Here is a 4,707-nt window from a genome sequence, read left to right as displayed (position 1 = left end):
ACTCGTACCTTGAAAACTGGATATTAAGAATTAATGAATTAAAGAAACACCGAAAACTGCGCGGCAATCTTTTGATTGCCAGCTGTGATGAAAATCATGGCAAATTGTTTTAAATTACTTTTTGTAATTTAATTTAGGTTAAGTTATAAAGGGCGCACGGTGGATGCCTAGGCACTAGGAGCCGATGAAGGACGTAACTAACGACGATACGCCTCGGGGAGCTGTAAGTAAGCTTTGATCCGGGGATTTCCGAATGGGGGAACCCAAATATCGTAATGGATATTTACTTGTCTGTGAATACATAGCAGTCAAGAGGAACACGCAATGAACTGAAACATCTAAGTAGTTGCAGGAAGAGAAAGAAAATTCGATTCCCTGAGTAGCGGCGAGCGAAACGGGAATAGCCCAAACTAAAGAGCTTGCTCTTTAGGGTTGTAGGACTGATGTTGTGAGAACAAAAGGTTATGATAGTCGAACAAGTTGGAAAACTTGGCCAAAGAGAGTGAAAGCCTCGTAAACGAAATCTGATCCACTCCATTCAGTATCCTGAGTACGGCGGAACACGAGAAACTCCGTCGGAATCCGGGAGGACCATCTCCCAAGGCTAAATACTCCCTAGTGACCGATAGTGAACCAGTACCGTGAGGGAAAGGTGAAAAGTACCCCGGAAGGGGAGTGAAATAGATCCTGAAACCGTGTGCCTACAAGTAGTCAGAGTCCGTTTATGGATGATGGCGTGCCTTTTGTAGAATGAACCGGCGAGTTACGTTAACATGCAAGGTTAAGATGAAAAGTCGGAGCCGTAGCGAAAGCGAGTCTGAATAGGGCGACTAAGTATGTTGATGTAGACCCGAAACCAAGTGACCTATCCATGTCCAGGTTGAAGATGCGGTAAAACGCATTGGAGGACCGAACTCGTGTATGTTGAAAAATGCTGAGATGAGATGTGGATAGCGGTGAAATTCCAAACGAACTTGGAGATAGCTGGTTCTCTCCGAAATAGCTTTAGGGTTAGCCTCGAGGTTTAGGATCGTGGAGGTAGAGCACTGTTTGGACTAGGGGCCCGTCTTGGGTTACTGAATTCAGATAAACTCCGAATACCATTGATCTTTACTCGGGAGTCAGACGATGAGTGATAAGATCCACCGTCGAAAGGGAAACAGCCCAGATCACCAGTTAAGGTCCCAAAATTCATGCTAAGTGGAAAAGGATGTGGAAACGCATAGACAACTAGGATGTTGGCTTAGAAGCAGCCATTCATTCAAAGAGTGCGTAATAGCTCACTAGTCGAGTGATTCTGCGCCGAAAATGTACCGGGGCTAAGCATGATACCGAAACTGTGGATGTGTCGTAAGACACGTGGTAGGAGAGCGTTGTAATTGCATTGAAGCCATACCGTGAGGAGTGGTGGAGTGATTAGAAGTGAGAATGCCGGTATGAGTAACGAAAGACCAGTGAGAATCTGGTCGGCCGTAAGACTAAGGTTTCCTGGGGAAGGCTCGTCCTCCCAGGGTTAGTCGGGGCCTAAGATGAGGCCGAAAGGCGTAATCGATGGATAACAGGTTGATATTCCTGTACTAGTTTATTTTGTTTGAACGATGGAAGGACGCAGGAGGATGATGTGTGCACGCTGATGGATATGCGTGTCCAAGCAGTAAGTCTTGATATGAGTCAAATGCTTATATCTTTAAGGACAAGCTGTGATGGGGAGTGAAATTTTAGTAACGAAGCACAATAACTCACACTGCCAAGAAAAGTTCCTAGTTAGAAATAAACTACCCGTACCGCAAACCGACACAGGTAGTCGAGGAGAGTATCCTAAGGTCAGCGAGTGAACTCTCGTTAAGGAACTCGGCAAAATGACCCCGTAACTTCGGGAGAAGGGGTGCTGGTGTAACAGCCAGCCGCAGTGAATAGGCCCAAACAACTGTTTATCAAAAACACAGGTCTATGCTAAATCGTAAGATGACGTATATGGGCTGACGCCTGCCCGGTGCTGGAAGGTTAAGAGGATCAGTTAGCTTTTGCGAAGCTGAGAATTGAAGCCCCAGTAAACGGCGGCCGTAACTATAACGGTCCTAAGGTAGCGAAATTCCTTGTCGGGTAAGTTCCGACCCGCACGAAAGGCGTAATGATTTGGGCACTGTCTCAACGAGAGACTCGGTGAAATTATAATACCCGTGAAGATGCGGGTTACCCGCGACAGGACGGAAAGACCCCATGGAGCTTTACTGTAGCTTGATATTGAGTTTTTGTGTGACATGTACAGGATAGGTAGGAGCCGTTGATTTCGGAACGCTAGTTTCGAAGGAGGCATTGGTGGGATACTACCCTTGTTATATGAAAACTCTAACCTACATCACTTAGCGTGGTGAGGGACAGTGTCTGGTGGGCAGTTTGACTGGGGCGGTCGCCTCCTAAAATGTAACGGAGGCGCTCAAAGGTTCGCTCAGAATGGTTGGAAATCATTCGTAGAATGTAAAGGCATAAGCGAGCTTGACTGCGAGACTGACAAGTCGAGCAGGGACGAAAGTCGGACTTAGTGATCCGGTGGTACCATATGGAAGGGCCATCGCTCAACGGATAAAAGCTACCCTGGGGATAACAGGCTTATCTCCCCCAAGAGTTCACATCGACGGGGAGGTTTGGCACCTCGATGTCGGCTCATCGCATCCTGGGGCTGTAGTCGGTCCCAAGGGTTGGGCTGTTCGCCCATTAAAGCGGTACGCGAGCTGGGTTCAGAACGTCGTGAGACAGTTCGGTCCCTATCCGTCGCGGGCGTAGGAAATTTGAGAGGAGCTGTCCTTAGTACGAGAGGACCGGGATGGACATACCTCTGGTGTACCAGTTGTGCCGCCAGGCGCATCGCTGGGTAGCTACGTATGGACGGGATAAACGCTGAAAGCATCTAAGTGTGAAGCCCCCCTCGAGATGAGATTTCCCATTCCTTTATGGAAGTAAGATCCGTTAGAGAATATGACGTAGATAGGCTGCGGGTGGAAGTGTAGCGATACATGGAGCTGAGCAGTACTAATAGATCGAGGACTTAACCGAGTAAGAGTTTACAGCAGTTTGAAGTGTTTTAATTTAATTCATAATCTTAATATCTAGTTTTGAAGGTACGAGCAACAATAGTGTGGTGGCGATAGCGAGAAGGATACACCTGTTCCCATTCCGAACACAGAAGTTAAGCTTCTCCACGTCGAAAGTAGTTGGTGGGAAACTACCCGCGAGGATAGATAGTTGCTACGCTGTTTCATGATGGAGGATTAGCTCAGCTGGGAGAGCATCTGCCTTACAAGCAGGAGGTCACAGGTTCGATCCCTGTATCCTCCATTCATCATGAGCCGTTAGCTCAGTTGGTAGAGCATCTGACTTTTAATCAGAGGGTCGACAGTTCGAACCTGTCACGGCTCATTTGCAACATATATACACACCATGCGGGTGTGGCGGAATTGGCAGACGCGCTAGATTTAGGTTCTAGTGTCCAGTGGACATGAAGGTTCAAGTCCTTTCACCCGTATTCAATATTGTTGTTGCAATATTGGGAAACATTTAGTATTATATGAAAGTAACGTTTTATGCCGACTTAGCTCAGCTGGCAGAGCATCTGTCTTGTAAACAGGGGGTCGGAGGTTCGAATCCTCTAGTCGGCATAATGCGGAAGTAGTTCAGTGGTAGAACATCACCTTGCCATGGTGGGGGTCGCGGGTTCGAATCCCGTCTTCCGCTTTCATTATAGTAACGCCGGGGTGGCGGAACTGGCAGACGCACAGGACTTAAAATCCTGCGGTAAGTGATTACCGTACCGGTTCGATTCCGGTCCTCGGCACTATAATGAATATGCACCTATAGCGCAATTGGATAGAGTGTCTGACTACGAATCAGAAGGTTGTAGGTTCGACTCCTACTAGGTGCATTTGTTTTTCTCGGGAAGTGGCTCAGCTTGGTAGAGCACCTGGTTTGGGACCAGGGGGTCGCAGGTTCGAATCCTGTCTTCCCGATTACAACGAAAGTTGTTTTCTGTACGGCATTAAGTTTTATGGCGGTGTAGCTCAGCTGGCTAGAGCGTCCGGTTCATACCCGGGAGGTCGGGGGTTCGATCCCCTTCGCCGCTATTTTTCCGGACCTTTAGCTCAGTTGGTTAGAGCAGGCGGCTCATAACCGCTCGGTCGTAGGTTCGAGTCCTACAGGGTCCATCTTTAAGGACCCCTTTAATGCTGTTATTGTTATCGCGGGATGGAGCAGTCTGGTAGCTCGTCGGGCTCATAACCCGAAGGTCGTAGGTTCAAATCCTGCTCCCGCAATTAGTTTCAAAATATTTGGTTCGTTGGTCTAGTTGGTTAGGACGCCTGCCTGTCACGCAGGAGATCGCGAGTTCGATTCTCGCACGGACCGTTAATAGATTGTTTAATCTATTAGTTCTTAAAGTGTCGTAGGTAATATGCGGGTGTAGTTTAGTGGTAAAACCACAGCCTTCCAAGCTGTTGTCGCGAGTTCGATTCTCGTCACCCGCTTTGCCACTGTTTTGGGCCTATAGCTCAGCTGGTTTAGAGCGCACGCCTGATAAGCGTGAGGTCGATGGTTCAAGTCCATTTAGGCCCACTATATCTGGAGAAGTACTCAAGTGGCTGAAGAGGCGCCCCTGCTAAGGGTGTAGGTCGCTAACGCGGCGCGAGGGTTCAAATCCCTCCTTCTCCGTTTTTT

Annotated in this window: 15 tRNA genes and 2 rRNA genes; all 17 read left to right on the top strand. The window is 48.1% G+C overall.

The features are described 5' to 3' along the window. Positions 1-136: 136 nt before the first annotated feature. The 17 genes from ATN92_RS04565 (at position 137) to ATN92_RS04485 (ending at position 4,701) form a co-directional block, all read left to right on the top strand. A 23S ribosomal RNA gene (locus ATN92_RS04565) occupies positions 137-3,054 on the top strand. 81 nt (positions 3,055-3,135) lie between these two features. Next, positions 3,136-3,252: ribosomal RNA gene (gene rrf, locus ATN92_RS04560) — 5S ribosomal RNA — on the top strand. A gap of 11 nt (positions 3,253-3,263) precedes the next feature. Then, positions 3,264-3,336, top strand: a tRNA-Val gene (locus ATN92_RS04555). Between the two features lie 8 nt (positions 3,337-3,344). After that, positions 3,345-3,417, top strand: a tRNA-Lys gene (locus tag ATN92_RS04550). Positions 3,418-3,440: 23 nt separating this feature from the next. After that, positions 3,441-3,523 (top strand) — tRNA-Leu (locus ATN92_RS04545). 60 nt (positions 3,524-3,583) lie between these two features. Continuing rightward, positions 3,584-3,656, top strand: a tRNA-Thr gene (locus tag ATN92_RS04540). A gap of 4 nt (positions 3,657-3,660) precedes the next feature. After that, a tRNA-Gly gene (locus ATN92_RS04535) sits at positions 3,661-3,732 on the top strand. A gap of 14 nt (positions 3,733-3,746) precedes the next feature. Continuing rightward, a tRNA-Leu gene (locus tag ATN92_RS04530) sits at positions 3,747-3,832 on the top strand. A 13-nt stretch (positions 3,833-3,845) separates the two neighbouring features. Beyond that, positions 3,846-3,919 (top strand) — tRNA-Arg (locus tag ATN92_RS04525). Between the two features lie 11 nt (positions 3,920-3,930). Next, positions 3,931-4,004 (top strand) — tRNA-Pro (locus ATN92_RS04520). A 40-nt stretch (positions 4,005-4,044) separates the two neighbouring features. Then, positions 4,045-4,118 (top strand) — tRNA-Met (locus tag ATN92_RS04515). Between the two features lie 7 nt (positions 4,119-4,125). After that, positions 4,126-4,199 (top strand) — tRNA-Ile (locus ATN92_RS04510). Positions 4,200-4,233: 34 nt separating this feature from the next. Beyond that, positions 4,234-4,307 (top strand) — tRNA-Met (locus ATN92_RS04505). Between the two features lie 17 nt (positions 4,308-4,324). Continuing rightward, a tRNA-Asp gene (locus ATN92_RS04500) sits at positions 4,325-4,398 on the top strand. A gap of 48 nt (positions 4,399-4,446) precedes the next feature. Beyond that, a tRNA-Gly gene (locus ATN92_RS04495) sits at positions 4,447-4,517 on the top strand. Between the two features lie 13 nt (positions 4,518-4,530). Next, positions 4,531-4,605, top strand: a tRNA-Ile gene (locus tag ATN92_RS04490). A gap of 8 nt (positions 4,606-4,613) precedes the next feature. Further along, positions 4,614-4,701: transfer RNA gene (locus ATN92_RS04485), tRNA-Ser, on the top strand. The last annotated feature ends 6 nt before the right edge of the window (positions 4,702-4,707 follow it).

Source organism: Companilactobacillus bobalius (genome assembly GCF_009764355.1).
The sequence above is the reverse complement of the archived record's forward strand: the minus strand, read 5'-3'. Positions and strand labels throughout refer to the sequence as shown.